Raw genomic sequence first — 26,271 nt, 5'->3', positions numbered from 1 at the left:
TTGACTAATTTAATTTGTCTGACATGTATGCCTTAGGCAATTCGCGGCAATTGTATTGCGAAGCCATGATCTCACCATAAGCTCCTGCAGAACGGATAGCTAAGAAGTCTCCACGTTTTGTTTGACTCATCTTGTACGATTTGGCAAATGTGTCAGACGATTCGCAAATAGGCCCTACAATATCGTATTCTTCGTCAGATTCATCCGACGATATATTTTCTATTTTATGGTATGCTTGATATAGAGCCGGACGTATTAGATCAGTCATCCCGGCATCAACGATGGCAAATTTCTTAGTTTCTCCTTCTTTGATGTAAAGAACACGTGTTATCAGCGATCCGCATTGAGCTACTATTGCACGTCCAATTTCGAAATGCACACTTTGTCCATCTTTTAATTTTAAATTGTCGTGGAATAAAGCGAAATATGAAGCAAAATCGGCTATAGGATTCTCGTTTGGATTTTCGTAATCGATACCTAATCCGCCACCAACATTGATTACTTCAATATTTATATTTCTATTGTTGAATACCGCCAGTAAAAGATTTATTTGCTCACATAGAGGTTTGAAAACACTGATGTCTTCAATTTGAGATCCAATATGAAAATGTAATCCTATCAGCTTGACATTACTCATCTTCTGCATTTTTTCAAGGATATCCTCAATATGCTCCATGCTTATGCCAAACTTATTTTCATTCAGTCCGGTTGTGATGTATTCGTGCGTATGCGCATCAACGTTCGGATTGATACGAAGTGCTATGTTAGCTGTCTTGCCTTTTTTTGTTGCCAGATCATTGATTACCTCAAGTTCGGGCAGCGATTCTACGTTGAAGCAGAAGATGTTCAGATCAAGAGCCAGATTGATTTCCTTATCTGTCTTGCCCACACCGGCAAATACTATTTTAGATGCAGGGAAACCAGCATTAACTGCTGCTTTAATCTCATTGCCACTAACACAGTCGGCTCCGAAACCGGCAGAAGCTATTGTTTCTAGTATTTTACGATTAGCATTTGCTTTAACTGCATAATGCTGATGGAATCCGTATTTTTTTATTTCTTCTTTGACGATGTTGATGGTTTTCTTCAGTAAATCAGCATCGTAGTAGTAAAAAGGGGTTTCAATATTTTTAAACTTGTCAGTAGGGAAAGTACCTTTTATCATTGTATTGTCTATTAAATTCACTTCGTTCCAAAAAAATGCTGATTCATCATCTGCAATGTTCTGGCTTTGTCTTCAGTTTTGATGAGTATCGAGAAGTTGTAATTGCTTCCTCCGTATGATACCATCCGGATCGGTATTTCGGTAACAGCATCTAGTATTTGAGTGCCAAAACCGGTTTTATTCCAGTCCAGATCACCTACTACACTAACTATTGCCATATCAGAATCAACCGACACAGTTCCGTATTTTTTTAATTCGTCAACTATGTTTTCAAGTTTCGAATCGTTGTCTATCGTAACCGAAACGCCAACTTCTGAGGTAGTTAGCATATCAACCGGAGTCTGGAAATCTTCGAATACCTCAAGTATCCTGCGTAAGAATCCATGAGCCAATAACATACGTCCCGATTGAACACGGATAACAGTTATGCCTTCTCTGGCTGCTATAGCTTTTACTGTATGTGGTTCTGTCTTGTTCGAAATGATAGTTCCCGGAGAGTCTGGGGTATTCGTATTCAATAAACGGACAGGAATATTTGCAAGTTTTGCTGGTAATACAGATGATGGATGTAGAATTTTCGATCCGAAGTAAGTAAGTTCTGCAGCTTCATCAAAATTCATTTGTTTGATGGCTGTTGTACCTTCAACACATTTCGAATCGTTGTTTAACATTACATCAACATCAGCCCAAATCTGAATTTCGTCAGCATTTACGGCTGCTCCGATTAGTGATGCACTCAGGTCGTTACCTCCTTTGCGAAGGTCGTCTATTTCTCCGTATGCATTTTTACAGATATATCCTTGTGTGATGAATATCTCAGCATCCTTGTTAGAATCAAGTAGTTCCGATAATTTTTCTTTCAAGAATATTGCATCAGGTTCTGCATTTTTGTCTGTTCTCATGAATTCGAGAGCTGGAAGCAATGCTGCTTTTATATTTCTTTCAGAAAGCATCAGAAGGAAAATGTCAGACAAAAGGAGTTCTCCTTGTGCCAATACGATGCGTTCTTCGAATAATGTAAACAGATTTCTTGAAAATGTTCTTATGTAATCAAAAGTTGTTGTAATTTTATTAACAGCTTCTTGGCGTAGACTTTCTGTCTCAAATAGAGCTGAAGTCAATTGAATATAATCCAATTCCAGCTTGTTGATGATTTCGATAGCACCTTCATTATTTTTTTTGTACAGATAATTCGATGCTTCGTGCAAGGCTTCAGCAGTGCCTGCAATAGACGATAATACTATAATGTTGCCTCTTTCTTTTGTCGCAATACTCAGAACATCTTTTATTCTTTCTGCTGTTGCAATAGAAGCGCTGCCAAATTTAAGTATTTTCATTGCTTGTTGTCTTTTGATTTTATAAAGAGCTACAAAAATACAATTTTTTCGAGGATAAAACGATAGAAAAATTGAAAATAGAATAAAATATTATTTTTCTGTTTTGTTACTGTAAATAATGCTGTTGAGTTAGCTAAAATTTAACGATCGTGACTTTTCTGTAATAATTTATGCTTTTTCTGTTTGAAAATGTTTTTATGTATTCATTGTAGCTGTCTACTCAAATAATTCTGAAAACTGACAGTTTCTTCTTTGGTATAGCTGTGAATAGTAATAATTATTAAAAAAAATAAAGAACTCCGAAAGTAAATAAAAAACGATCAGTTTTGAGATTCGACGTCTAGTACTGATGTTATTTTCGTTATATTTGTTTCTTGGTACAAATAGTAACAAGGAAATATACAATAGATTAAAATATGCCGAAGAAAGAAATTGTATCCGGTAACGGTGTTCAGCACAATGTTTTAGCAAGCGGTACAGTCATAACTGGCAATATTACGTCGGACGAAGATTTTCGCATCGACGGGATAGTTAACGGAAATATTGATTGTAAAGGCAAAATAATAGTAGGCCAAAATGGTCGGATAAAAGGAGAAATCGGATGTACAGTTTTAGATCTGAGTGGAACAATCGAGGGAATCGCTAGATGTAGCGATACTGCTATTATGCGTTCTACGGCGTTGTTTATCGGCGAGTTGTCGATGAATGTGATTGAAGTCGAGCCGAATGCTGAGATCAGAGCTGCGATTCAGACAATAAAAGAAGAAAACAAATAAGATACCTTAAATAAAATAGATCATGAATAAGATTGAAAAGAGAATTGCAGAATTACGTCATTTTATGGAAGAAAAAGGGCTTCATGCCTTCATCATACCGAGTACTGACCCGCATTTGAGCGAATATCCGGCTACACATTGGGCTTCGCGCGAATGGATAAGTGGATTTGATGGATCTGCCGGAACAGTAGTCGTGACACGTACGAAAGCAGGACTATGGACAGACTCGCGTTACTTCTTGCAAGGAGCAGAACAAATAAAAGGAACAGGTATCGACTTATTCCGCGACGGATTGCCAGTAACACCATCTATTGATGAGTGGCTGTCGGAAGAACTGAACGAAGGAGAAAATGTAGGAATTGACGGAGCTGTTTATTCATCGAAAGATGCAGTTGCTCTTAGTCATAAACTGAATATGAAAGGTTTGCATTTGATCAGTGACTATGACCCTTTTGCAGCCATTTGGCATGATAGACCTGAGATTCCTAAGAATCCAATATTTGTTATGCCTGAAAAATATGCAGGTGAATCAGCTAAAAGTAAGATTAAACGAATCTGTAAAGCTGTTGAAAAGCAAGGTGCAAAATCGTTGTTGATAGCTTCGTTAGATACAATTGCCTGGACATTCAATATTCGTGGTAACGATGTGAAATGTAATCCGGTAGCAGTTTGCTATGCATATGTATCTCCAGAAGAAACCGTTTTATTTATAAATCCGGCTAAAGTAACAAAAGAGGTTGCTGAGTATTTGAAATCGGAAGGTGTTATTTTGGCAGAGTATGGCAAGATATACGAATACGTTTCTAACTTAAAAACTCCGGTATGTATTAGCAGTGATAAGTTAACATTTAAACTTCGCAATTGCATTCCTGCTGATTGCCGTGTAGTAGATGTTGTATCTCCAGCCGATTTGATGAAGGCTAGAAAGAATGATTCGGAAATAGCCGGAATTCGCGATGCTATGGTATACGATGGAGTGGCTTTGGTCAAATTCTTTATGTGGCTAGAGAAAGCGGTTCCGGAAGGAAATGTACAGGAATTGGATATACCTGCTAAGTTGATCGAATATCGCGGGCAGCACGAGAACTTTGTAGGTGTAAGTTTCGAAACAATTTCAGGTTATGGACCAAATGGAGCAATTGTACACTATCGTGTAACACCGGAAAGCTCTTTGGCAGTGAAACCTGAAGGATTATTCTTAATCGACTCGGGAGCTCAATATTTCAATGGTACAACAGACATTACTCGTACAGTAGCTGTAGGCCCATTGACTCAGCAAATGAAAGAAGATTATACGAATGTCTTGAAAGGTCACATCAATTTGGCGACTGCAATTTATCCGCAGGGAACTCGCGGAAGTCAGTTGGATATCTTGGCTCGTAAAGCTTTATGGGATAGAGGTCTGAATTATCTTCATGGGACAGGGCACGGAATAGGTCATTTCTTAAATGTGCACGAAGGTCCTCAAAATATTCGTATGAACGAAAATCCGACAACAATGGAAATTGGTATGGTTACTTCTAACGAGCCAGGATTGTATCGTGCAAACAAATATGGAATCCGTATCGAAAACCTTGTGTTGACTCAGATGGAGACCACTTCAGAAGAATTCGGTGATTTTTATTCGTTCGAAACATTGACTCTTTGCCCAATAGATACTACTCCGGTACTGAAAGAACTATTGACAGCCGAAGAAATAGTATGGCTTAACAATTATCACAAAATGGTGTATGATAAATTAAGTCCACTATTGAACGAAGATGAAAAACAGTGGTTGAAAGAAAAAACTAATGCGATTTAAAGAATTAATTATAACTATTATTATAGCCCTATCTTACTTGGTTTCGATAGGGCTTTATTCACAGTCCGAGGATAAGAAGTTCCGTATGGAAGTAGAGATGCAAGGTTTTGAAAATAAGATCATATATTTTGTAAACTACTATCAAGGGAATAATTATAAACTGGATTCGTGTGTTCTGTCTCCTAAAGGAAAAGGTGTATTCGAAATAGATGCATCCAAAGTTCCTGGTGGACAATATTTACTTTATGCTAAACCCGATTTTCAGATAGAGATGTTAATCGACGACGGACAAAATAATTTGAAAGTAAAAGTGCCCCGAGATGTAGCTAGAAGTACGATCGAAGGGAGCTTAGATACCCAAGGTTACTGGAGCTATCTGAATCAATTGAAAAGTTTTGAAGTGAAACGTGATGTTCTCAATGCAAAGCTAGAAACAGTGAAAAATAAATCACAGCAGGTCAAGATTCAAACGGAGATTGATAAGCTGGGAGAAGATATTGATAAATATACTCAGAGAGTGATTGAGGATAATAAAGATTCATTCCTGAGCGCTTATCTTCGTGGTACTACTCCGCTAGAAATACCTGCCGAACTGAAAGGTGCAGAAGTCCCAATAGCTGAGGTCAGAAAATATGTGCGCGAGCATTATCTTGATAATTTGGATTTGACCGATCCCCGATTGCAGAGTACCAATTATTTTTATTCGTTGATCGATAGTTATATCAATAACTGGGTTGAACAAGATTGGACAGCCATTCCGGGCGCTTATAGTGAACTGGTGGCAAAATCGAAAAACAATAAAAAGGCTTTCGAACCATTGCTATCTGCATTCCTAAACCGGTCTCTTAGCAGTCAGGTGATGGGTATGGAAAATGTTTGGGCTCGATTGGCAGAGGATTATATTTTTGGTAAAGATATTGATATGACTGAGGCTGATATTAAGCAGTTGGAAACTAAATACGAACAGATCAAGCTCAATAGAATAGGTATGGTTGCTCAGGACTTAGCTATGAGGACAATTGATGGCGATAGTCTTAATCTGTCTGATATTGATGCAGAATATATAATTTTGGAATTTTATAATCCTACATGTGGCTACTGTCGCGAAGATCTGACATATTTGGCAAAAGAATTTTATCCGCGTTATAAAGATAACGGAGTTCGAGTAGTTGCTTTCAATTTGGGCGATACTGGTGATGTATGGACTAAATTTATTGAAGATTGTGGAATGAATGAGTTCTATAATTGCATCGATCCCGAATACAAATCTGAGTATTGGATAAAATATAATACAACGCGTGTTCCGACAAATTATATACTAAATAAAGACAAAAAGATAATAGGAAAAAGCATAAATAAAAGTAACTTAGAGAAACTATTTGAGATAATAATAAAAGATGGCACTAATTAAAGAAGTACGTGGATTTACTCCCGAGATAGGGGAGAATACATATTTAGCAGACAATGCTACAATAATAGGTGATGTTGTAATTGGTAAAGATTGCAGCATTTGGTTTGGAGCGATTTTGCGTGGAGACGTTAATTCGATACGTATCGGAAATCGCGTGAATGTGCAGGACGGCAGCGTATTACATACGCTTTATCAGAAGTCGACTATCGAGATTGGAGATGATGTTTCGATAGGGCATAATGTGGTGATACATGGAGCCAAAATCAAAGATGGTGCGCTGATTGGTATGAGTGCTGTTGTACTTGACGATGCTGTGATTGGCGAAGGTGCAATTATTGCTGCAGGATCGGTTGTTTTGAGTAAAACAATTGTCGAACCCGGAAGCATCTATGCTGGCGCACCTGCAAAATTCGTAAAAAAAGTTGATCCTGAGCAAGCTAAAGAAATGAATCAGAAGATTGCTAAAAACTATTTGATGTATTCGGGTTGGTACAAAGAAGACCAAGAATAAAAACAAAATAAAATGAATTTATTAGAATCATTACGCTGGCGTCATGCTTGCAAAAGAATGAACGGAGAAAAAGTTCCGCAAGAAAAAGTGGATCGCATTCTCGAAGCAATAAGTTTGACTCCAACTTCGTTGGGACTTCAGGCTTATAAAGTGATTGTTGTAGAAAATGATGAGCTTAAGAATGAAATATATGACAAAGCTTGTCAGCAAATGCCTGTAAAAGAATGTTCGCATCTGTTGATTTTTGCGTCATACACTCAGGTTACGGAAAAAGATTTGGATGAATATTTCGAGCTGATTAGAAAACGTAGAAAAGAATTAGCTACCGACGAATGGTGTAAAAACTATCGCGAGCGTATACGCTTCTTCTTAGATCGAGAATACGAACGTATGGAAGAATGGCTCGCGCAACAAGCGCATATTGCTCTGGGTGTTGCTTGTGTTGCAGCAGCTGACGAACAAGTGGATTCGGTTCCGATAGGAGGTTTCGATCCTAAAGCTTTGAATGAAATATTAAAACTCAGAGAGCAAGGTCTTTCTTCTACTGTTATCCTACCGTTAGGTTATTCGGATGCAGCTAACGATTGGAATGCTAAATTGCCAAAAGTGAGAAAAGACGCAACGGATTTTATAGAAATTATCAAATAAACTTGTGTCAAAGCAATAATATAAAGCCTCTGCCAATTAAGGGTAGGGGCTTTTCTATTTCTACTCTTTTTATAATATTTTATAGATAGCAACGGCATTTTTTATTGGAAGAATTACCTCTTCGATATCTAATATTTGTAAATTAGTAGGTCATTCCTGAAAAAAGGTAAATATTGTGGATTTATAATTTAATATAGCTAGCATGAAGTATATCGATTTGCATAAATATCTGAAGAGCAAGATAAATTTTAATGAAGATGTAATCGAAATAGATGATAATATCGAGTTGCGAAACTTCGATTTCAGATCAGAATATAAACTACTGCCCGGAAGTGCTTTGAATAATGACGATTCTTATGAATATCCTCTGGCTGAAAGCGGCGAGATAGAAGCGGATATTATTCAAGAATTGATACATAAGACAGATGCTGAGATTGAAGAGAATATAAATTTTCGCTATCATATAGTATTGCCAAAGGGTGAGGAGAAAACAAATAAAATTATTTTAATGTTCCATGGGTTTAACGAGAAGTATTGGGATAAATACTACCCATGGGCATATTATCTGGCTAAGCATACGGGGAAAGCAGTTGTGATGTTCCCAATAGCATTTCATATGAACCGCGCCCCTGCAATGTGGAGCGATGTGCGAAAAATGTACAGTGTGAGCCAAAAAAGGAAAGAACGCTATCCAGAGGTGTTGTGTTCTTCTCTTTCGAATGTGGCTATAAGTTCGCGTTTGAATGTAAAACCACAACGTTATATCTGGTCGGGTTTCCAGACTTATTATGATGTAATGAATCTTGTGAAAAAGATTAAATCTGGAAATCACCCACTTATCGAGGCTTCAGCGTCTATTGATTTTATGTCTTACTCCATCGGAACATTCCTGGGTGAGATTCTGATGATAACGAATGAAAATAATTATTTCTCAGAATCGAAATACGCCACTTTCTGCGGAGGAGCAGTCTTTAATAGGTTGTCTCCAGTATCCAAATTTATACTTGATAGTGAGGCAAATGTGGCTCTTTATTCTTTTTTGGTTGAGCATTTGGAGAGTCATATGAAGAGAGACGAATTATTGCGAAAATATTTGGACGAGACAACAGTGGGTCGTAATTTTGCTTCGATGCTCAATTCTAATACCCGGACAGAAGAGCGTGAAGCTCTTTTCAGTAAGATGAGCGATCAATTCTATGGAATCTTATTGAGGCATGATAAGATTATACCTTTTTATGAAGTGATGAATACAATGCAAGGTGTGTGTCGCGATATTCCGATAGACATTGATGTTCTTGATTTTCCTTATCCGTATATTCACGAGGATCCTTTTCCTTCGCTAACCAAAATAGCAGATGAAGTAGACCAACAATTCAGAAAAACATTTAATATGATTGTTGAATTTTTGAAATGAAAAATCAGATTTATTTTGTATCTTGATGAGATAACTATCGTCAATTTACATAATTATGGAGATCCAGGTTTTTATTAATAATTTCAAAGAGGCATTCGGTGATAAGATCGAACTGCCAATTGCTTTTTGGTATTCAGACAGTCCGGCAGGCGAACTGGAAAAAACAAATGGATGTTATTTCAAAGGTTTCAAAAGACTGCATGATGGCAAGGTTTTGTCGCTGGATGTAGATACAATCGGCTGCGGAGGTGGAAAATTTTATTCGGGATTTGTAGATATGCCCGAGAGAATTCCAACTTTTGTTTCCCAGAAGGAAAAATACAAAGAAACACCTGAGCAGGTGTTGGAATTTATAGATGGACTGGAACTGGAGAGGGCAAAATTACCATATTTAAATTTTGACTATCTGAATAAGTTAGACAGTTTTGATAATGTAGAAGGAATCTTATTCTTTGCTACGCCTGATGTGTTGTCAGGACTTGCTACTTGGGCTTATTTTGATAACAATAGCGATGATGCAGTAAGTTCTATTTTCGGATCGGGATGTAGTGCTGTTGTGGCGCAAGCTGTAAGAGAAAATAGGAGAAAAGGTCGTAGAACTTTCATTGGAGGGTTAGATCCGTCGGTACGTCCTTGGATAGGTGAAAATGTTCTGACTTATACAATTCCGATGTCGCGATTCGAAGAAATGTATCATACAATGCGACGAAGCTGTTTATTCGATACACATGCTTGGGGAAAAGTGAAAGATCGTATAAACGGGTAAATTATTCATCAAAATCGAGTGTGAGTTGTTTGCTTAATAGCGTAAAACTCATTCGATGATATGGTGTTGCGCCGTGTTGCTCTATTGCTGCACGGTGTTTTTTTGTGGGATAACCTTTGTTGCTTGTCCAGTCGTATTGAGGATATTCCGCTGCAATCTGATTCATATAATCATCGCGATAAGTCTTGGCTAAGATTGATGCTGCCGCTATAGGCAATAATTTTCCATCACCTTTCACAACACAAGTATATGGCGTTTTACGATCTGTTCGAAAACGATTCCCATCTATTAGAAGATGTTCCGGCTGTACAGATAATTTGTCTATGGCACGTTGCATTGCCAGAAATGACGCATTCAGAATGTTAATCTTATCTATTTCGTTATTGTCGACAATTCCGACTGCCCAAGCTACGGCCTTTTCTTCGATAAGTGGACGAAGAGCATAACGCTGTTTTTCGCTTAGTTGCTTCGAATCATTCAATGCTTCGCATTCGAAATCATCAGGCAAAATTACTGCAGCAGCAAAAACGGGTCCTGCCAAACAGCCGCGACCTGCTTCGTCGCATCCTGCCTCAATCTGATCAGGGTATAGAGATAATTCTAGCATCTGGTTTGTTTATTGTTATATCGTTATCCATTGGTTCGAAGTCCAAGTTGAAATCATTGATTTCGTACTCGTCACCAAGCTCTTTGATTATATTGTTGTATTCGCTGAAGCCATTTTCATCGCCATGAACATGCATGATAAAAAGTTGAGCTAGTAAACCCGATAAATATTGTCTACGTTCGATATCTATATTCGGAGCAAATTTATTTATACGTGATTCCACCATTTTATCGGCAATTTCGCTCAGTATTGCTTTGCTTTGTTTTGCTAAGTTCGGGTTTTCTTCAGTAGCTTCGATGCGATATGTGTAGATATCTGTTTTAGTAGAGAAATCGTCAATGATTCGGTATGTAAACGGATAAGAAGATAATGTTCCGGTCTCGATATCATAGATCGTATTTCCCTTTTGTGAAGTATGTTTAGTAATATCGTTGGCATGGCTATGCCCTGTGAATATCATCGACATCCCCATATCTGCAAATTTATCAGCTAACCGTTTCCAATCATTTACAATGTAGTTAGGCATTAGTTCGCCTTGCATCGGAAAATGTTCAGTCAGTCCCCAGTGCATCATGCCATATACCTGAGCTTTTTTATTCTTGGCTTGTTCGAGGATATCCATTATCCATTGCTCGGTAGAGCGTTTTATCCTTCCGGCTGAAATGCTTGATGTTTTATAATCTTCATATCGAGCTGCGTCTATAGCGATTAACCAAGTTTCGCTATTATTAGTGTCTTTGTGCAATACAGTGGCATAACTGAGAGACGTTGTATCGCGGCTAAAGCAATTATTGTATCCATAATCCTTATATATTTCTTCAAATTCGGCAGGAGATACCGATTCGGTCTTGAAGCTTTTGTTCCCAATATATTTCATCGGGCTTGGTATATTGATATCGTGATTCCCGGGAATTACGAAAGTTTGTATGCCTTTATTTTTTAATGCCTCCAGTTTCTTTGCAAAGTCGAGATGACTTTGACGTTCGCCGTCTTTTGTCAGGTCCCCGCATATTAGCAAACTCTTTATATCGGTTTTATCATTAGTTATGTGAGATAAAACTGAGTCAAGAACTTCGGGAGTATATTTTATCATTCTACCGGTAGTCTGCATATAATTTTCTACAGCATATCCTCCATCCATCAATTGTGGTGAAAGATAGTGTATATCCGTGATTACAGCAATGCGATAGGGCTCTGATGCACCTACTACTATGGATATGAATAAAAGTATTTTAATTAATAAAACTTTCATAAGGCTAGGAATAAGCAATACAAAGTTAAAAAGAATTATCTTTGTCGCATTAAATCAAAAGTTATGAAACTTAAAGAAGAAAATAAAAATACACCCGTGCTTACTACGAAGCATGTTTTGGTAAATGGTTCGCCAGTAACCTATGTTGTTTATGACGAAGATGGAGAGTGGCAACTATTTGGAGACGAAGAGTTTGACGAAGAAGATGATGCTTATATTGTCTCTCTTGAAGAAATATTGGAAATGGAACCCGCTTTGAAGCGTTTGCCGGATATGCAAATGGGACAAGCTGCGGTTCGTGAAGCTGGGAGTACTCGCTGGACAATAGAGGAGTAATATATTTGTGAGAATAAAGAAAGTCCTATAAGTTCAAAAACTTATAGGACTTTTTCTTGTGGTATATATTGGGTTTATTTACCTAATAAGCTTTCAACTTTCTCTGCAATTTCTACTTTTTTGTACGTACGTGCTAAGATTGTTCCATCTTTATCTAGTAGTATTAAAGTAGGAATACTTTCGATCCCGTAAAGTGTACCTAGCTCATTTTTATTATCGAAAATTTGAGTCCAAGTAACATTTAATGCTTCAGCTGCTTGTAGGTGTTCTTCAAGTTTGTCGCTAACAACAATACCTAATACTTCAAGACCTTTGCTTGCGTACTTGTCATTCATAGCTTTCAGCTCTGGCATAGCAGCACGGCACGGACCACACCATGAAGCCCAGAAATCAAGAAGAACATATTTATCTTTGCCTGCGTAGTCAGATAATTTAAGCACTTGAGTTGTGTCTTTTGGATTTACTCCGCTAAAATCAAGGAATTTTTGACCAACTTCTGTTTTTGCTTTATTTGCTTTGGCTTCCATCATTTTCTTGAAAGGAGAAAAGTTTTTCACAACATCACCTGCTTGATTGTATAATGCTATGAATTCTTCTTCAGGAAGTATAGAGCTTAACATCATAAGTTCGAAAATACCAACAGCATTGTTTTTATCAGCTTCGAAGAATTTTTTAGATTCAGCAGCAATCAAATCAGCCTGTTCTTTGTCAATAGCTCGCATTTGATTGATTTGTTCCTCTGTAGGCTGAGTATTTGCACTTCTGATTTCATTCATCAAAGCTTCTTTTTTGCTTTCGAGTGCTTCTCCTGCATTGCGATATGCTTTTTGGAATTCAACAAGACGATCGTTAAGTGGGCTTCCTAGTACGAAACCGGTATCGCTTGTTAGCGTTAAATTTCCTGCTTCGGCAATCATGTAATGCATCATTGTCATTCTATCTGTTAGTACCAATATTTTTGGTTCTGTAACGTCTAGAGTAAGAGTGAAATTGCCTTGTTCAACTTTTATCGTATCTATTGCAGCATTTTCCGAAGCATCAAATACATATACGTCGTTGGTGGTAGTGATGTTCGTTCCTTTCAGAACCATTTGTTTTGGAGTAGGTTTACAAGCTACAGCCAGTAAGCATATTCCAACAAGGTAAAGTAATTTTTTCATTGTTTGATAGTTATTTATTGTATGTAATTGCCCGAAAAAACAAATGGTACATATCAGGCCAAGAGACAAAAGTAATTATCCTTTGCCGAATAACCTTAAATATCGAGCTAAATAATTTATAAAACGTCCGAGATAGATTGTGTTGTAATAATAAAAGAGTAAGCAATGAAGGGCTTACTCTCTTATTTAAACATAAGTTATGGCTAAATAACTTTAATTGCTTATAGGAACTAGTTGTGTATTTTTGCTCTTTGATTCATATTGCATGCAATACTTGTTATATCTGGTGCATTGTTCACATAAACTGTACCCGAGAAGTGTTCCTAATATAAAGTCTTCTTCGGGTGATAGCATATTTAAAGGTTTATCTTTGCATATTTTGCAAGCAACGCTGAGACATTCTTCTTTTCCGAAAAAGACATTTATGTTGCCATTTTTCAGTGGTTGGATAAAATAGCTAATATTGTCTTTCTCAAGCTTTGATTTTACTACGCCTTCACATTCCGAAGGAAGTGTGCATAACATGAAGTCGCGCACACCCTTTTTAAGCTCATATACTAAGTGGCGAAAAACTTGCATGATTTTAGAATCTTTTTTAGATATTGCTTTTTAGAATTTCAACCCAGCTGGCAATTCTTGCCGGAGTTTCATCCGGTTCGTTGTCATTATCTATAGCTAAGCCTACAAATTGACCGTCAACTACAGCCTCCGACTCGTCGAACGAATATCCATCCGTAGATGTGAATCCTATAACATTGGCTCCTTTGTCTTTTACTACTTCATAAATTTTGCCCATAGCATCGCAAAAGGTATCGCTGTACGAAGAAGAATCGCCAAGTCCGAAAATAGCGACTTTTTTTCCATTCAGGTCTGCTCCTTTCAGATCGTCAATATACGATTCCCAATCGTCTTGCAGATCTCCCATTCCATAAGTAGAGCTGCCAAATATTATAAGATCGTATGCTGAAAAGTCAGTTTTAGCTTTCGATACATCGAAAAGGTGTGATTTATCTATATCAAATGCTTTTGCTATGTCTTCTGCTACATCTTGAGTACTTCCTGATGTTGATCCGTAAAAAATTGCAATATTTGCCATAATGATTTTACCTATTGTTTGTTTATTGAATTATAAAATTTGTACAATACAAAGTAACGGGAATCAGAAAAGGCTGTCAATACCTAAGACTTGCGATATTATAGGGTATTTCTAATTATAAATGATAAAAATAAAGCAGCGCATATTATATGCACTGCTTTTATTGCTGAAAATAAAATGTTTATTTCTTTTTCTTCTTTGTAAATATACCTTTTATCTTATTGGTGACGAATGCCAAAGCAATTGGTTTGGCTATCTCTATCAGATAAGGGTAAGTTACTTGTAATCCGGCCCAAACGGTTTGCATTACTGTCGACGAATTAATTGTAGTACTTCCGTCGCCCGATTGAGAACCACTATCTGCATTGCCTGTTTTATCATCTTTCTTGAGATGTTGTCCAAAGCTTCCAATAAATGCATTGAGTAGTATAGACCCAAAATTGTTTGCTACATAATCTACGCGCGACAGCATTTGTTCTTGGGTTGAAGTAAATTCAGACCGAAGTTGCTCTTTTTCGGCGCGCAATTCCTCAAGTGGTGATATTTTTTCAGATTTCTTCATTTCGGTCAATTTTTCGCATAACAATAATCACCTTATTCAGAATAAAGCTTCGGATTGGTCGCTGGAATATTAAAACCAAGATGAGGCACAGCAGAAGGAATAAGAAAAGTACACCAAAACCTCCGGCCAAGCTACCCATTAGCTCACCAAGGAAGAAGGCTAGTCCGAATAGTCCGAAAAATAAAAGACCTACTACTATTATAAGAGCTATAACAAGAAACCCAATGAGCGAAAAAACGATACCAAGTTTTTCGAAAGCTTCTAACTTGTAAAATTTTATTCGCTTATCGATGTAGCTGAATGCTGTATCTTTCAGCTCCTCGAATAGTCCGACAATGTCTTTTTGTTCTAGATTGTCTTGGTTGTTATTTTCCATCTAATGCTTCTGCAATATCTTCTTGAAGATCTTCAATTTCGTCACTAATTTCTTCTTTAGCATCTGTCACTTTGTTCGATACTTCTTTGTAAGCTTTGTATGCAAAGTCAACTACGCCTTGGAATAATTCTTTGCGGTTATCTTGTGCTGCGATATAACCGATTGTTGCCCCAACAGCAGCTCCTGCTATTAGAAACAGTATATTCGAACTTGATTTATTCATAACTGTAAGTATTAAATTGTTACTATTAGAATTGCATGAAAACAGATAGCCATCCGTTATTCAAAAGACTAATATAGTGTTTTTTCATTAAAATAGGAGTGATCTTATTCGTTTTTTTATAATGTTATTGATATTTCGGGTGTGAATATTTTATGGATGTGTATAGCTTTTTTGTATATTGCTTTCTGAATGTGAACCTAAGAGATATGCTATGGATTTGATAAGTGTTTTATTTGAAACCGATTTATGGTTGATTTTACTTGATGTATTGTTAGTTGTATTGTTTATTGTGTTTCTGCTTGTCCCCGCAATTGATAATTTGTATAAAAGTGATTTGTTTTCAGCAGTTGAAAGAAAACGTTATCTGTTGCTGATGCTTTTATTACCTGGTTTTGGACTAGTCATATACTACTGGATATTGCAAGGACGAAGACGTGAAAAATATAAACGAAGAACATTGTAATATTGCAGATATAAAAAATAGGAGCAACTACTATTGCTCCTATTTGATAAATATAATTGTTGACTGAGTTATAAAACTTCTTCTCCGAATAAAGTTGCTGAAGTGCATCCTGTAACTCGAACTTTGACAAGTTCGCCTACACGATGATTCCCTTTGTCGAAAATGACAACTTTGTTTTGAGAGGTTCGTCCGAAAAGTTGTTCTTTCGAACGTTTAGAAAATCCTTCAACCAAAACTTCAAATTCTTTGCCCACGTCTTGTTCGTTACTTCGAAGCGAGCATTCGTTTTGTAGAGCTATGATTTCGTTCAGGCGTTCAATTTTTACTTCTTCAGAAATGTCATCCGGTAGATGGCGAGAAGCGTATGTGCCCGGACGTTCTGAATATTTGAACATAAATGCAGAGTCGAAGCAAACTTCGCGCATTAATGATAATGTTTCTTCGTGATCTTCTTGTGTTTCTGAGTGATATCCGCACATGATATCGGTTGATAATCCGCATCCAGGGATAATGCGACGAATAGCTGCAATACGATCAAGATACCATGCTCGGTCATATTTACGTTTCATTACCTCGAGTATGCGTGTGCTACCCGATTGTACTGGTAAGTGAATGAATTTGCAAAGATTATCGTGTTTAGCAATTACTTCCAGTGTTTCGTCAGTCATATCAGTCGGATATGAAGTAGTGAAACGTATTCTAAGATTTGGCGCAGCAAGAGCTACCATTTCTAGAAGGGCAGGAAAGTCAATAACACGGTCATCTTCGTATTTATAGTTATATGAGTTAACATTCTGTCCAAGAAGTGTTACTTCCTTGAAGTTTTTATCTGATAGGTCTTTAAGCTCATTAAGGATACTCTCTGGCTCACGGCTACGCTCACGTCCGCGTGTGTAAGGAACGATGCAGTATGAGCAAACTTTGTTACATCCGCGCATGATCGAGATAAAACCTGAAATGTGGTTTCCTCCAATACGTACAGGTATAACGTCTTTGTATGTCTCTGTTTTAGATAATTGTACATTAATAGCTTTTTCGCCTTTTTCGGCAGCACCAACCAAGTTGGGTAAGTCCAGATATGCATCAGGGCCAACTACTACATCGGCATGATGTTTCTCAAGTAACTCTTCCTTAGCGCGTTCGGCCATACATCCCAATACTCCGATAATCATATTCGGATTGCGTTTGCGGCGTATTGCACTGATGTATTCAAGGCGTTGGATAACACGTTGCTCTGCGTTATCTCGGATCGAGCAGGTGTTTACAAAAACGGCATCGGCATCTTCCATTTTGTCGGTTACGGTATAGCCGCTCATGCCCATTACAGAGGCTACAACTTCGCTGTCGGCAACGTTCATCTGACAGCCGTAAGTTTCGATAAACAGTTTTTTGTTTTCTTCAGTCGTGGATTTAAAGTCCAGTCCTTTCTCGCTGTTATTCATTCTTTTGTTATTATTTATAAGATTTGAAAAAGTGCACAAAGATACGTTTTTTCTCTCAATTTATATCCTTTGTCGTGGATGAGTCTCATGAAAGATATTATTATTTGATGGATTTGCGCTGTGGGCTGTCTTAATGTTTAGGCGGGAGCGGTAACTGGCCTCTGAAAAACATTTGCGAAATATAGTAATTTCATAATTTTATGATACATTTGAGTAATTCTTATAGGATTACCTAATTGTTGAACCATGAATTTTTATTCGATTATTAAATCTAAACTACTGTCTCTATGAAATCATTTTGTTTTACAGCCTTTTTGCTGCTACTCTCCATTGCAAGTGTGTCACAGAATAAGAAAATAGCTAATTTCGACTCGCGTATCGATCAGGTTCTGACTCGCGTGTGGGAAGAAAGCAAAGCTTATATTCCTAATGGTCGTGTAGCTGATTATATACCCGAACTAGGAAAAGCAGATGCTAATCAAATAGGCTTGGCTGTGATGGACTCGTCGGGTAAGTTGTATGCCAAAGGCGATACCAAAACGAAGTTTACGATGCAGAGTATCTCGAAAGTAATTGCTCTGATGGTCGCTGTTAGCGAGCGTGGCGAAGAGTATATTTTTGAAAGAGTAGGTAGTTATGGCACTGATACTCCTTTTAATTCGTTTGCAAGGCTGGAATTGGATAATAGACCATTGAATCCGATGATGAATGCAGGTGCAATTTTGACTACTACAATGATAGAGGGCGAAGGAGATATACCTTATCAGAAAATAGTAGCGATGATTCGCTATATTACGAAAAACGATTCGATAGATTATAGCCATTCGGTCTTTCTTTCGGAAAAAGAAACAGGGCATCGTAATCGAGGAATGTTTTATATCTTGAAAAATTCAGGATTGATACACGCAGATGACGAATCAGGCTTGGATAATTATTTCCGTCAATGTTCTATCGAAGTTGATGCTGAGGATTTAGCGAAGATTGCATATTTTTTTGCACATGGCTGTATGCGCTTTGATGGAGATAAAACATATTTCAATCCAAAGATGAGTAAGCTTATTAATTCAATTATTCTTACTGCCGGAATGTATGATTATAGTGGAGAATATTCGCGTAAAGTAGGGATGCCTTCCAAATCGGGTGTAGGTGGAGGTATTATGGCTGTTTCTCCGGGTAAATTAGGTATAGGAACTTTCAATCCTTCTTTGGATAATCATGGGAATTCTGCTCCCGGAGTATTTATGCTCGAGGAGTTGAATAAAGAATTCGATCTTAGTATATTTTGATCTTAGTACAATAATATATCGGAGTCTCGGACATAGAATATATGTCTGGGACTTTTTGGATTTGAATCTATTTGTTGAGATTCATTTTAGATAAGGAGATTATTTTTTTAGCTTTGTGAGATAATAACAAGTGTGCTTTGGATTGACTATAGTACATATATATAATAAGTAATATTGTGATGAAATGTAGTTATATTTTACTCGAAAATATTCAGCTTTTTGCTCATCATGGCGTATTGGAACAAGAAACGAAAGTTGGAAACCATTTCGTGGTAAATGTAAAACTGAAAGTCGATTTGTCGAGAGCTGCAGAGTCTGATGATGTGGATGATACAATCAGCTATGCAGATGTTTACGATATAGTAAGAACTGAGATGGAGCAACCATCGAAATTGCTGGAGCATGCAGCTGGGCGAATAGTGTCGAGATTGAAAAATACTTTTGCTGAAATAGAAGAAGTAGAAATTAAATTATCAAAGTTGAATCCGCCTATGGGAGCGCAGCTTGATGCAGCCAGTGTAATAATAATTGAGTAACAATGCGTGTAAAAAAAATAACAGAACTAAATAGAATTTCGGTTGAGGAATTTAAGGCGTCGGACAAAATCCCTTTGGTCGTTGTTCTTGATAACATTCGTAGTTTGAATAATATCGGATCAGTTTTCAGAACATCTGATGCTTTTAGTGTTCAGGCTATTTATCTGTGCGGTATAACAGCTACTCCGCCACATCCCGATATTCATAAGACGGCTTTGGGGGCAGAAGAATCTGTTACCTGGAAATATTTCGAGAAAACAGAGGATGCTTTGGCCGAATTGAAACAGGATAATTACACTTTATGTGCGATAGAGCAAGCTACTGGTAGTATAATGTTAGATCAGTTCGAAATTGATCAGAATAAACAATATGCGGTAGTAGCCGGAAATGAAGTTAAAGGTGTTAGTCAGAGTGTGGTAGATATGTGTGATTGCTGTATCGAGATTCCTCAATTTGGGACAAAACACTCTCTGAATGTCTCTGTAGCTACAGGGCTGGTAATTTGGGATTTTTTTAAAGGAATGATTTGTAGAGAGTAACTATTTTGGCTACTTTTGTATATAACTGATAATAGGAAACATAAACACTATATATATGAACAAGTATACTGTAACTGAAGAGGATAGAAAAATTCTAGTTCAAAAAGGAATTACTGAAGAAATGTTGGCAAAACAACTGCAAAGTTTTACCGATGGTTTCCCATTTTTGGATATAGTAGCTCCGGCTTCTATCGAAAAAGGTATTAAGGTAGTTTCGCAATCCGAAGAAGAAAAATTCGTCGGAGCTTGGGCGAATTATCTGAATCAAGATAGAAAAGTTGTGAAGTTTGTTCCGGCTTCAGGTGCGGCGAGCCGTATGTTTAAAGACTTGTTCTCGTTTGTAGAAGCTTCCTATAACATTCCTACATCAGATTTTGAAAAATATTTCTTCGAAAATCTAAATAAATTTGCCTTTTATGCAGATCTGGATACTGCTTGTCTAAAAAATGAAGGTGCTAGTATTGCCGATCTAATCAATAAGGGAGAATATAAAAAGATTGTAGAAAATTTATTGATAGAGAAAGGACTGAATTATGGCAATTTGCCAAAAGGCCTTCTTAAATTTCATAAATATGGTGGAGATACCCGTACGCCGGTACAAGAGCACCTTAAAGAAGGGTATTTGTATGCAAAGAATAATAAAAGTGAGGTAAATATTCACTTTACAGTTTCGCCAGAGCATCGTTCTATGTTTGAAAGTCTAGTAAGTGATAAGGCTCCGTTAATGGGGGCTGAATTGGGCGTTAAATACAGTGTTAGTTTCAGTGAGCAAAAATTGAGTACCGATACTGTTGCTGCAGATTCGAACAATGAGCCGTTTAAAGAAGATGGTAAAATGCTATTCCGTCCAGGTGGACATGGAGCGTTGATAGAGAATCTAAATGATCTTGATGCTGATGTCGTATTTGTGAAAAATATAGACAATGTAGTCCTTGATAAATATAAAACAACAGAAGTTAACTACAAACAAATATTAGCAGGCGTTTTAGTTGAAACACAGAAGCAAGTGTTTGAATATCTCGAGCTATTAGATAGTGGTAAATATACGCATGATCAGTTGATAGATATTTTATACTTCTTGCAAAATGAGCTTAACATTAAGAACCCTGATACTAAATTTTTGGAAGATTCTGAACTCGTATTATATCTTAAGAGCAAGTTAAACAGACCATGTCGTGTATGTGGTATGGTTAAAAATGTTGGAGAACCAGGTGGCGGCCCGTTTCTTGCTGTAAATTCGGATGGAACTGTATCACCCCAGATACTTGAGAGTTCGCAAATTGATATGAATGATCAGGCAAAAAAAGAAATGTTTCATAACGGGACGCATTTCAATCCGGTAGATCTTGTGTGCGGAATAAAAGATTATAGAGGTGACGCTTTTGACTTGAGAAAGTTTGTAGATGTAAATACAGGGTTTATTTCTATTAAATCAAAAAGTGGAAGAGAACTGAAAGCATTGGAACTTCCGGGATTGTGGAACGGAGCAATGTCAGATTGGAACACTATTTTCGTAGAAGTTCCTATCGAAACATTTAATCCAGTTAAGACAGTAAATGATTTATTGAGAACTTCGCATTTGGAATAAGTACTTTCACAAAGCTAAAAGTGTTCGATACCTTGTTGTAGGTTATTCTTTATGACAATATGAAATAATTTGATAAAAGTTCACGAACATTTAAGTGTATTTTGTATTTTCGAAAGAAAAATTATATATATTTGCAAAATAAAACTACTATTAGCAGAACTAAGTCAATTATTAAAACAAGGCTTGACACAACTGTTTCTGAATGTAACACTTTAATAGAACACATTGAAGCTTTTTACTTATTGAATCATTATGAGATCGAACTTTTCAAACTTTAATAAAGCTATCTCTATATTAAAAAATAGATTAATTTTATTAGGATTATTTTTTACTCCGGTTTTTGTGTGTGCACAAGAAGCAGATGTGAAATTTTATTCGAAAGCTAAGATGTATGTCGGTAATACTACCTCTGACACAGGAGCTACGATGTATATAGAAGGTTCTGCGAAATTTGCAAATAACTCTTCTGCTGAGACCGGATCTAGTCAAATTGTTCAAGTTGGTGTTACTAAATTGTCTGGAGACTTTGTAGATGCTTTTACAACAAGAATAGATAATCAGCCTGACACGCTGTTTGCAGCAGGTTCGTTTACTGGAGCTAAAAATGATCAGCCTCTTGGAACTATTTGGTTTGCAGGAACAGATAAAGTGCAAAAGATTTATAGAGAGTCTGATGTGTATAATAAGGCATTTGGCTATAACTATATAAACTTTCCAAATCTACGGGTAAATCAAACAATCGGAGATAATGTTGATATTATTAAATCGGGTTATGTGTCGGTTGATACCTCTGCTGTGATTTCGGTGGCCAATCTTGAAATAGGAAATGTAGATGCAAATACTGCTTATAAAGGAGGATTTGCTGTTGAGGCTTCATATGTAGGAGATAAACTAACCGGAGCAACTCCGAATACAATCCGTTCGGCATATGCACTGGTGAAAAATATAAATAATGGTAATTTTAAAGGATCGGATGGTTGGTGTCGTGTAAACTTTAATGTTTGGGATAAGAATAATCCGAATACCAATAGTTATATGCATACTATTGCAGCTGAGACGGTTCCCAATAATGCTAAATTATTGATTCCATTTTCTTCACCTTTTGAGCAGTTACCATTAGACTATGCTCTATGGCAAGTCGTGTTGAAACCTAACGGCTCTGCACTTGGTGGTGGAGGCCCAATTTTTGATGCTGATAAAAATATGACAGCTGGAGAAGGGTATTTATTAGCACAAGAAGTTTCGGAACGAGGATATAGTGATGTCAATCACTGGGTTGCAGGTACTAATTCGGATGATAGATTTAAAGGTGGGTACGAGTTTTCTCGTAAAATAATAGATGCCTATTCGGCTAAAGCTGCTGGCAATATGGGGGCAGGTTTTTCTAAATTCGGAGTTAATGTATATGCCGAGTATTTCAATACACAAGACGTTGAAGTAACATTGAATAAAGGATTTACCTTTGTGGGTAATCCATATATGGTTCCACTTCCTATGGAAACATTTATCAATAGAAATGGAGAATTTGCTGAAGAGTTAGAACCATCTAATATAACAACGATAACAGGAATTAATGAAAATAATATTGTAGACTACAAATATCATCGTTCAAAATTTGCGTATTATTCTGATAGTAATGAAGATTTATATGTAACACGTAAATTGGCAAGGCCTGAAGTTGGTGGTCAACGTGTTGAAAGAGCTGTTTTGGCAAGGTATGATATTGTAAATCAAGGGTATATTTATGAAGTTGATTTGACTGGATCCTTCTGGGGATCTCGTTTGAGAATGGGAGTTGATTATAGAACATCTATGTATCAAGGATCAACTAGTTATCTGGAAGTTCCAGAAGAATTGATCCCGCCAATGGGTGTCTTTACATTATATAGATCAGATAAAGCTCTCGAGAATGAAGTTAAAATAAAAATAAGAAGACCGGATAACTTGAATTATTTGTCAAAACGTCCGATATCAGTAACTAAAAGATCAGCGTCGTCTGTAGATACTAAATCGAAAGAACTTCTTATTCAGGCTTTGACTGGTGATGATATGTACGAAGATAGACACTGTTTGGTGTTCAGAGATATGGCTATTGATGAGGATGCAGGGCAGCCGGTGGCAAAAAGTATTGCCCGTGTTGTTGATTCGACTTTTACGATGCCTGTCGGTACAATTTATACGAAAGCTTTACGTATCGATACAACCGGAACAAGAGCTCCTAGGCATGTTAATTTCGTACCGAAAACCATCAAGCAAATGGCATTATATGTTGTTCCTCCTACAGCAGGCGGAGCTAAGGATATAACCTTAAAAGGCTATAGAATGGAGTCTATTCAAGAAGACATCAAAAGTGTTTGGGTTGAAGATAGACTAGATGGCTCAATTAGAGAACTAACTAGAGACGGACTGGATTATACACTGCCAGTAGCGACGTTAGTGCCAGGAAGTGAACTTGATTACAGATTTATTTTACACTTTAGTGAAACTTATGATCTGGAGATAACGGATCCTTCTAAGCCAATTGATCCGATTGGTCCAACAGAAGACGGAAAGCTAATTGTGTATTATAAAAATTCAGATTCGAAACTTGCTATAGAAAATCTATTGAAAATTGACACGAATAGCAAGGTAGATGTATATGATTTACAAGGACGTTTAATCACTCGGTTTATGATCTCTGCAGATGCAGCATCCCTAGGGATTATTGAGCGCCCATTAAGCCTAGCACAAGGTACTTATATTGTAAGAATAATAGGAGAAAGAAATCACACAAGCAAATTTTTAAGTTTACAAAACTAACGCAAATTTAGAGCTTAGGTAAGATCGGTACATTCTTTAAACCAAGTTCTAGTAAAGAATAAAACTATAGATGAAAACAAAGTTTTTTATAACGACATTAATATTTATGTTTGTAGGACTAATCTTACCAATGGGTTCTACATTAAAAGCAGATGGAGCATTTTCAACAACGCTTCCTTCTACTAAATATTATGAGCAGGAGAAGGGATATCTCAATAGTACAAGCTCAATGTCGCGTTATGCATCAATTTCGATGATGTCTATGAGTTCTACATATGCAGTAGGTGAAGATATTATTGATGGTGGGGCTATAAATCCTCCCGGTACAGATGAAACAGGACCAGGTTTCGTTGGTGCGCCGATAGGAGATGTTACGCCAGCTATAGTGTTGATTATGTTGATTACGTATATGCTCTTCCGACGAGTAACTACTTCACGGCGCAAGAATTTATAATATTAATATGATGTAAAAGAGAGAGCTACTTACGTAGCTCTCTCTTTTTATGCGGTTTTCGCGAAAAAAATGTTAGAATTTTATACTGCTAGCTATTTGTTTGATAAAACTATTTTATATCTTTGGCATGAATAATTTAAATAGAAAATATAATGAAAGAATTATTGGACAACCTTAATGGATTATTTGCAGAATTCGCAAAAGATTCTAATTTGCAACTTGAAAATGGAAATAAAGCTGCTGGTACAAGAGCTCGTAAAGCTTCTTTAGCTATCGAAAAAGCGCTTAAAGAATTCCGCAAAGTTTCTATCGAAGCTTCAAAATAATACAAACTTCGGTATGCAAATAATAAAAAAGGCTCTAGTAATAGAGCCTTTTTTATTATTAATTGATTTGGACGTTTAATAAACGTATAAAGCGTTTTCTTTTAAATATCAAAATCTTATCTTTGTTTTGAAAAACAAATAGATGTATGATCGATGTAGGAATTGAATTATTTGCTGTTATACTCTTTTTGGGAGCAATAGTAGCAGGTTTCTTAGGCTCGTTGACGGGGTTAGGTGGCGGAGTAGTAGTAATACCTTTGCTGACATTAGGTTTTGGTGTTGATATGCGTTATGCTATTGGAGCAGCATTGGTGACATCGATAGCGAGCTCGTCGGGTGCAGCTGCAGCATATATTAAAGAAGGAATTACGAACGTACGCATCGGAATGTTTCTTGAAATAGCGACTACAACCGGGGCTGTGTTGGGGGCTGTTATAGCCATGTATCTCGATAAAATGTATATAGCTTTAGTCTTTGGTTGTGTGCTGATATTTTCGGCAATACGATCGGTTGCTAAAAAAGAAGATAATATAGATTATGCTGCAGAGGGTGATAAACTAGGAGTGAAGTTCAAACTGAATGGTTCTTATCCAAAGCCTAATGGACAAATCGAAAGGTATAATGTTCATAATGTTGTTGGAGGTTATTCCTTGATGACTGTGGCGGGTGTTCTTTCGGGACTGCTTGGTATTGGCTCAGGTGCATTGAAAGTCTTAGCTATGGATACTGCTATGAAGATACCTTTTAAGGTGTCGACAACTACAAGTAACTTTATGGTTGGCGTTACAGCAGCGGCAAGTGCGGTCGTTTACCTCCAGAGAGGATATATTGATGCAGGTTTAGCGTTTCCTATTGTTGTTGGAGTTTTGTTTGGAGCATTCATCGGATCTAAGATTTTGCCTAAAGCAAATGTTCGAAAATTAAGAATTTTATTTAGTGTTGTTATATTTTTCTTAGCATTATCGATGATGTATAACGGAGTGATGGGTAATCTGTAATTTTATTTTGTTTTTTAAATTATTGATTTCCAGTATTGCATGGAAAAAATAAAAAAAACATTGAAAAAAGTCGTCTGAAAATTTTGTTCGAAGCAGAAAGAATCCATATCTTTGCAACCCGATACGAGAGAACAACGATAGTGATCGAAACTTGTAAATCTCGAAATTGAAATAAATCGGGGGATTAGCTCAGCTGGCTAGAGCACCTGCCTTGCACGCAGGGGGTCAACGGTTCGAATCCGTTATTCTCCACGGTGATTACTTAGGTAATCAAGCGTTCATTGACATGATGATAACATAAAGTATAAGTAGAGCAATCGAGTTGCTTGACTTTCGGGTTAAGTGACGAAAAGAATAAAAAAAGTAGATAAGGGCACATGGTGGATGCCTTGGCTCTCA

At 36.9% G+C, this 26,271-nt stretch carries 28 protein-coding genes and 1 tRNA gene; 18 read left to right on the top strand and 11 right to left on the bottom strand.

All coding sequences use genetic code 11. The annotated features are described in order from the left end of the window. Positions 1-4: 4 nt before the first annotated feature. Positions 5-1,165, bottom strand: coding sequence for a diaminopimelate decarboxylase (lysA, locus tag C1A06_RS14695; RefSeq protein ID WP_101690902.1), 1,161 nt, complete (start codon positions 1,163-1,165; stop codon positions 5-7). A gap of 17 nt (positions 1,166-1,182) precedes the next feature. Then, positions 1,183-2,502 (bottom strand): aspartate kinase, encoded by a 1,320-nt coding sequence (locus C1A06_RS14690; RefSeq protein WP_101690901.1) that lies wholly within the window; start codon positions 2,500-2,502, stop codon positions 1,183-1,185. Between the two features lie 416 nt (positions 2,503-2,918). On the opposite strand from C1A06_RS14690, the gene C1A06_RS14685 reads away from it, so the two are divergent. The 7 genes from C1A06_RS14685 to C1A06_RS14655 all read left to right on the top strand — a co-directional run bounded on the left by C1A06_RS14685 (position 2,919) and on the right by C1A06_RS14655 (position 9,829). Continuing rightward, positions 2,919-3,278 carry a bactofilin family protein gene (locus tag C1A06_RS14685; RefSeq protein ID WP_101690900.1) on the top strand — a complete coding sequence of 120 codons (360 nt, stop codon included), beginning with the start codon at positions 2,919-2,921 and terminating at the stop codon, positions 3,276-3,278. A gap of 19 nt (positions 3,279-3,297) precedes the next feature. Further along, a complete protein-coding gene (locus C1A06_RS14680) occupies positions 3,298-5,079 on the top strand; it encodes an aminopeptidase P family protein (protein ID WP_370738381.1) in 1,782 nt (593 codons plus the stop codon). After that, positions 5,069-6,490, top strand: a complete 1,422-nt coding sequence (locus C1A06_RS14675; protein ID WP_101690898.1) for a TlpA family protein disulfide reductase — start codon at positions 5,069-5,071, stop codon at positions 6,488-6,490. Before C1A06_RS14680 ends, C1A06_RS14675 begins: the two co-directional genes overlap by 11 nt. After that, positions 6,477-7,001 (top strand): gamma carbonic anhydrase family protein, encoded by a 525-nt coding sequence (locus C1A06_RS14670; protein WP_101690897.1) that lies wholly within the window; start codon positions 6,477-6,479, stop codon positions 6,999-7,001. Before C1A06_RS14675 ends, C1A06_RS14670 begins: the two co-directional genes overlap by 14 nt. Positions 7,002-7,013: 12 nt before the next feature. After that, complete coding sequence (locus tag C1A06_RS14665; RefSeq protein ID WP_101690896.1) at positions 7,014-7,649, top strand: nitroreductase family protein; 636 nt, start codon at positions 7,014-7,016, stop codon at positions 7,647-7,649. Positions 7,650-7,851: 202 nt separating this feature from the next. After that, complete coding sequence (locus tag C1A06_RS14660) at positions 7,852-9,063, top strand: DUF6051 family protein (protein ID WP_101690895.1); 1,212 nt, start codon at positions 7,852-7,854, stop codon at positions 9,061-9,063. Between the two features lie 55 nt (positions 9,064-9,118). Beyond that, entirely contained in the window at positions 9,119-9,829 is a 711-nt protein-coding gene (locus C1A06_RS14655; protein WP_101690894.1) for a DUF169 domain-containing protein, read from the top strand. Position 9,830: 1 nt separating this feature from the next. On the opposite strand, the gene rnhB is transcribed toward C1A06_RS14655, so the two are convergent. Both rnhB and C1A06_RS14645 read right to left on the bottom strand, forming a co-directional pair. Continuing rightward, on the bottom strand, positions 9,831-10,436 hold the full coding sequence (gene rnhB, locus C1A06_RS14650) for a ribonuclease HII (RefSeq protein ID WP_101690893.1): 606 nt from the start codon (positions 10,434-10,436) through the stop codon (positions 9,831-9,833). Next, the gene (locus C1A06_RS14645) at positions 10,411-11,688 is read right to left on the bottom strand and encodes a metallophosphoesterase family protein (protein ID WP_101690892.1); all 1,278 of its coding nucleotides are present in this window, start codon (positions 11,686-11,688) and stop codon (positions 10,411-10,413) included. Before C1A06_RS14645 ends, rnhB begins: the two co-directional genes overlap by 26 nt. 63 nt (positions 11,689-11,751) lie before the next feature. Here C1A06_RS14645 and C1A06_RS14640 point away from each other — a divergent pair, with 63 nt between their 5' ends. Next, on the top strand, positions 11,752-12,024 hold the full coding sequence (locus C1A06_RS14640; RefSeq protein WP_101690891.1) for a hypothetical protein: 273 nt from the start codon (positions 11,752-11,754) through the stop codon (positions 12,022-12,024). 74 nt (positions 12,025-12,098) lie between these two features. Here C1A06_RS14640 and C1A06_RS15390 read toward each other — a convergent pair whose 3' ends face one another. The 6 genes from C1A06_RS15390 to C1A06_RS14610 all read right to left on the bottom strand — a co-directional run bounded on the left by C1A06_RS15390 (position 12,099) and on the right by C1A06_RS14610 (position 15,441). Continuing rightward, the gene (locus C1A06_RS15390; protein WP_101690890.1) at positions 12,099-13,184 is read right to left on the bottom strand and encodes a redoxin domain-containing protein; all 1,086 of its coding nucleotides are present in this window, start codon (positions 13,182-13,184) and stop codon (positions 12,099-12,101) included. Between the two features lie 213 nt (positions 13,185-13,397). Further along, positions 13,398-13,763 carry a DUF2023 family protein gene (locus C1A06_RS14630; protein ID WP_101690889.1) on the bottom strand — a complete coding sequence of 122 codons (366 nt, stop codon included), beginning with the start codon at positions 13,761-13,763 and terminating at the stop codon, positions 13,398-13,400. Positions 13,764-13,779: 16 nt separating this feature from the next. Then, a complete protein-coding gene (locus tag C1A06_RS14625) occupies positions 13,780-14,280 on the bottom strand; it encodes a flavodoxin (RefSeq protein ID WP_101690888.1) in 501 nt (166 codons plus the stop codon). 181 nt (positions 14,281-14,461) lie between these two features. Further along, positions 14,462-14,842, bottom strand: a complete 381-nt coding sequence (locus C1A06_RS14620) for a hypothetical protein (protein WP_101690887.1) — start codon at positions 14,840-14,842, stop codon at positions 14,462-14,464. After that, a complete protein-coding gene (locus C1A06_RS14615) occupies positions 14,829-15,218 on the bottom strand; it encodes a hypothetical protein (protein WP_101690886.1) in 390 nt (129 codons plus the stop codon). The genes C1A06_RS14620 and C1A06_RS14615 overlap by 14 nt, the downstream gene beginning before the upstream one ends. Beyond that, positions 15,208-15,441 carry a YtxH domain-containing protein gene (locus tag C1A06_RS14610; RefSeq protein ID WP_101690885.1) on the bottom strand — a complete coding sequence of 78 codons (234 nt, stop codon included), beginning with the start codon at positions 15,439-15,441 and terminating at the stop codon, positions 15,208-15,210. The genes C1A06_RS14615 and C1A06_RS14610 overlap by 11 nt, the downstream gene beginning before the upstream one ends. A 211-nt stretch (positions 15,442-15,652) precedes the next feature. On the opposite strand from C1A06_RS14610, the gene C1A06_RS14605 reads away from it, so the two are divergent. Further along, the gene (locus C1A06_RS14605; RefSeq protein WP_101690884.1) at positions 15,653-15,904 is read left to right on the top strand and encodes a hypothetical protein; all 252 of its coding nucleotides are present in this window, start codon (positions 15,653-15,655) and stop codon (positions 15,902-15,904) included. A 68-nt stretch (positions 15,905-15,972) separates the two neighbouring features. Here C1A06_RS14605 and miaB read toward each other — a convergent pair whose 3' ends face one another. Further along, positions 15,973-17,346 (bottom strand): tRNA (N6-isopentenyl adenosine(37)-C2)-methylthiotransferase MiaB, encoded by a 1,374-nt coding sequence (gene miaB / locus C1A06_RS14600; RefSeq protein WP_101690883.1) that lies wholly within the window; start codon positions 17,344-17,346, stop codon positions 15,973-15,975. Positions 17,347-17,633: 287 nt separating this feature from the next. Between miaB and glsA the strand changes: the two genes are divergently transcribed. The 9 genes from glsA to C1A06_RS14555 all read left to right on the top strand — a co-directional run bounded on the left by glsA (position 17,634) and on the right by C1A06_RS14555 (position 26,124). Next, positions 17,634-18,632, top strand: coding sequence for a glutaminase A (glsA, locus tag C1A06_RS14595; protein WP_101690882.1), 999 nt, complete (start codon positions 17,634-17,636; stop codon positions 18,630-18,632). Positions 18,633-18,811: 179 nt separating this feature from the next. Then, complete coding sequence (gene folB, locus C1A06_RS14590; RefSeq protein ID WP_101690881.1) at positions 18,812-19,168, top strand: dihydroneopterin aldolase; 357 nt, start codon at positions 18,812-18,814, stop codon at positions 19,166-19,168. Positions 19,169-19,170: 2 nt separating this feature from the next. Then, positions 19,171-19,707: an RNA methyltransferase gene (locus C1A06_RS14585; protein WP_101690880.1), complete on the top strand. Its 537-nt coding sequence runs from the start codon at positions 19,171-19,173 to the stop codon at positions 19,705-19,707. Between the two features lie 55 nt (positions 19,708-19,762). Beyond that, entirely contained in the window at positions 19,763-21,295 is a 1,533-nt protein-coding gene (locus tag C1A06_RS14580) for a DUF4301 family protein (protein ID WP_101690879.1), read from the top strand. A gap of 342 nt (positions 21,296-21,637) precedes the next feature. Beyond that, on the top strand, positions 21,638-24,094 hold the full coding sequence (locus C1A06_RS14575) for a T9SS type A sorting domain-containing protein (protein ID WP_159461430.1): 2,457 nt from the start codon (positions 21,638-21,640) through the stop codon (positions 24,092-24,094). A 106-nt stretch (positions 24,095-24,200) separates the two neighbouring features. Next, positions 24,201-24,548, top strand: coding sequence for a hypothetical protein (locus C1A06_RS14570; protein ID WP_145996422.1), 348 nt, complete (start codon positions 24,201-24,203; stop codon positions 24,546-24,548). A gap of 152 nt (positions 24,549-24,700) precedes the next feature. Continuing rightward, positions 24,701-24,874: a BF3379 family histone-like protein gene (locus tag C1A06_RS14565; protein ID WP_101690876.1), complete on the top strand. Its 174-nt coding sequence runs from the start codon at positions 24,701-24,703 to the stop codon at positions 24,872-24,874. A gap of 146 nt (positions 24,875-25,020) precedes the next feature. Continuing rightward, the gene (locus C1A06_RS14560) at positions 25,021-25,872 is read left to right on the top strand and encodes a sulfite exporter TauE/SafE family protein (protein WP_185116853.1); all 852 of its coding nucleotides are present in this window, start codon (positions 25,021-25,023) and stop codon (positions 25,870-25,872) included. A gap of 178 nt (positions 25,873-26,050) precedes the next feature. Then, positions 26,051-26,124: transfer RNA gene (locus C1A06_RS14555), tRNA-Ala, on the top strand. The last annotated feature ends 147 nt before the right edge of the window (positions 26,125-26,271 follow it).

Source organism: Dysgonomonas massiliensis (genome assembly GCF_900240225.1).
Lineage (GTDB): Bacteria > Bacteroidota > Bacteroidia > Bacteroidales > Dysgonomonadaceae > Dysgonomonas > Dysgonomonas massiliensis.
The sequence above is the reverse complement of the archived record's forward strand: the minus strand, read 5'-3'. Positions and strand labels throughout refer to the sequence as shown.

Excerpts from the sequence above, each read along its gene's own strand:
- C1A06_RS14625 (WP_101690888.1), bottom strand. The coding sequence starts at position 14,280 with ATGGCAAATATTGCAATTTTTTACGGATCAACATCAGGAAGTACTCAA.
- C1A06_RS14570 (WP_145996422.1), top strand. The coding sequence starts at position 24,201 with ATGTTTGTAGGACTAATCTTACCAATGGGTTCTACATTAAAAGCAGAT.
- C1A06_RS14615 (WP_101690886.1), bottom strand. The coding sequence starts at position 15,218 with ATGGAAAATAACAACCAAGACAATCTAGAACAAAAAGACATTGTCGGA.
- C1A06_RS14670 (WP_101690897.1), top strand. The coding sequence starts at position 6,477 with ATGGCACTAATTAAAGAAGTACGTGGATTTACTCCCGAGATAGGGGAG.
- C1A06_RS14640 (WP_101690891.1), top strand. The coding sequence starts at position 11,752 with ATGAAACTTAAAGAAGAAAATAAAAATACACCCGTGCTTACTACGAAG.
- C1A06_RS14685 (WP_101690900.1), top strand. The coding sequence starts at position 2,919 with ATGCCGAAGAAAGAAATTGTATCCGGTAACGGTGTTCAGCACAATGTT.
- C1A06_RS14620 (WP_101690887.1), bottom strand. The coding sequence starts at position 14,842 with ATGAAGAAATCTGAAAAAATATCACCACTTGAGGAATTGCGCGCCGAA.
- C1A06_RS14690 (WP_101690901.1), bottom strand. The coding sequence starts at position 2,502 with ATGAAAATACTTAAATTTGGCAGCGCTTCTATTGCAACAGCAGAAAGA.
- C1A06_RS14675 (WP_101690898.1), top strand. The coding sequence starts at position 5,069 with ATGCGATTTAAAGAATTAATTATAACTATTATTATAGCCCTATCTTAC.
- C1A06_RS15390 (WP_101690890.1), bottom strand. The coding sequence starts at position 13,184 with ATGAAAAAATTACTTTACCTTGTTGGAATATGCTTACTGGCTGTAGCT.
- C1A06_RS14605 (WP_101690884.1), top strand. The coding sequence starts at position 15,653 with ATGGATTTGATAAGTGTTTTATTTGAAACCGATTTATGGTTGATTTTA.
- C1A06_RS14630 (WP_101690889.1), bottom strand. The coding sequence starts at position 13,763 with ATGCAAGTTTTTCGCCACTTAGTATATGAGCTTAAAAAGGGTGTGCGC.
- lysA (WP_101690902.1), bottom strand. The coding sequence starts at position 1,165 with ATGATAAAAGGTACTTTCCCTACTGACAAGTTTAAAAATATTGAAACC.
- C1A06_RS14655 (WP_101690894.1), top strand. The coding sequence starts at position 9,119 with ATGGAGATCCAGGTTTTTATTAATAATTTCAAAGAGGCATTCGGTGAT.
- C1A06_RS14645 (WP_101690892.1), bottom strand. The coding sequence starts at position 11,688 with ATGAAAGTTTTATTAATTAAAATACTTTTATTCATATCCATAGTAGTA.
- folB (WP_101690881.1), top strand. The coding sequence starts at position 18,812 with ATGAAATGTAGTTATATTTTACTCGAAAATATTCAGCTTTTTGCTCAT.
- miaB (WP_101690883.1), bottom strand. The coding sequence starts at position 17,346 with ATGAATAACAGCGAGAAAGGACTGGACTTTAAATCCACGACTGAAGAA.
- C1A06_RS14580 (WP_101690879.1), top strand. The coding sequence starts at position 19,763 with ATGAACAAGTATACTGTAACTGAAGAGGATAGAAAAATTCTAGTTCAA.
- rnhB (WP_101690893.1), bottom strand. The coding sequence starts at position 10,436 with ATGCTAGAATTATCTCTATACCCTGATCAGATTGAGGCAGGATGCGAC.
- C1A06_RS14560 (WP_185116853.1), top strand. The coding sequence starts at position 25,021 with ATGATCGATGTAGGAATTGAATTATTTGCTGTTATACTCTTTTTGGGA.
- glsA (WP_101690882.1), top strand. The coding sequence starts at position 17,634 with ATGAAATCATTTTGTTTTACAGCCTTTTTGCTGCTACTCTCCATTGCA.
- C1A06_RS14610 (WP_101690885.1), bottom strand. The coding sequence starts at position 15,441 with ATGAATAAATCAAGTTCGAATATACTGTTTCTAATAGCAGGAGCTGCT.
- C1A06_RS14660 (WP_101690895.1), top strand. The coding sequence starts at position 7,852 with ATGAAGTATATCGATTTGCATAAATATCTGAAGAGCAAGATAAATTTT.
- C1A06_RS14665 (WP_101690896.1), top strand. The coding sequence starts at position 7,014 with ATGAATTTATTAGAATCATTACGCTGGCGTCATGCTTGCAAAAGAATG.
- C1A06_RS14565 (WP_101690876.1), top strand. The coding sequence starts at position 24,701 with ATGAAAGAATTATTGGACAACCTTAATGGATTATTTGCAGAATTCGCA.
- C1A06_RS14585 (WP_101690880.1), top strand. The coding sequence starts at position 19,171 with ATGCGTGTAAAAAAAATAACAGAACTAAATAGAATTTCGGTTGAGGAA.